Raw genomic sequence first — 469 nt, forward strand, 5'->3', positions numbered from 1 at the left:
GTATAGCCCAAGCGGATATCGAATGCCCGTGCGCCATTGGACAATTGCCATGCAAATGAACCGTTTTGACATGTCGTCCAGTTGCCGACGACCACCTCATAATTAGGCGCCTGTTTATCCATGCCGGCGTTATGGGCGCCGGGCCAGATAACATCAGTCAGTTTTATACGATCGATGTCGAGGGCATTACTCATCCATTTTTGTTTATCCAGCGTGATTACTGCGTTATGGGTCATGACAGTTCCTTGTCGTAGACTCGTCCCTTCCATGGAGGGGACGAGGTCCATGTTTAGGGTGTGGCTGCGTGCCATACCTCTATTGCTCGCCTGCGTAGAAAGGCTTTCATGACCCAGCATAGAAGCGCGCGACTGCATCGCCAGTCACGGAAATACTTGCATAAGAATTAATCCTTTAATGGCTCTGCGCTAGTTGGCGCGCTTGGCCGCTTTACTCAGGTTTGCGGTCAGGC

1 pseudogene is annotated in these 469 nt (G+C 51.6%); it reads right to left on the reverse strand.

The annotated features are described in order from the left end of the window. A pseudogene (locus AC1DLB_RS32035) lies at nucleotides 1–236 on the reverse strand (PI-PLC domain-containing protein); the annotation flags it as partial. Nucleotides 237–469 lie beyond the last annotated feature (233 nt).

The organism is Pseudomonas sp. 05N434 (genome assembly GCF_056396965.1).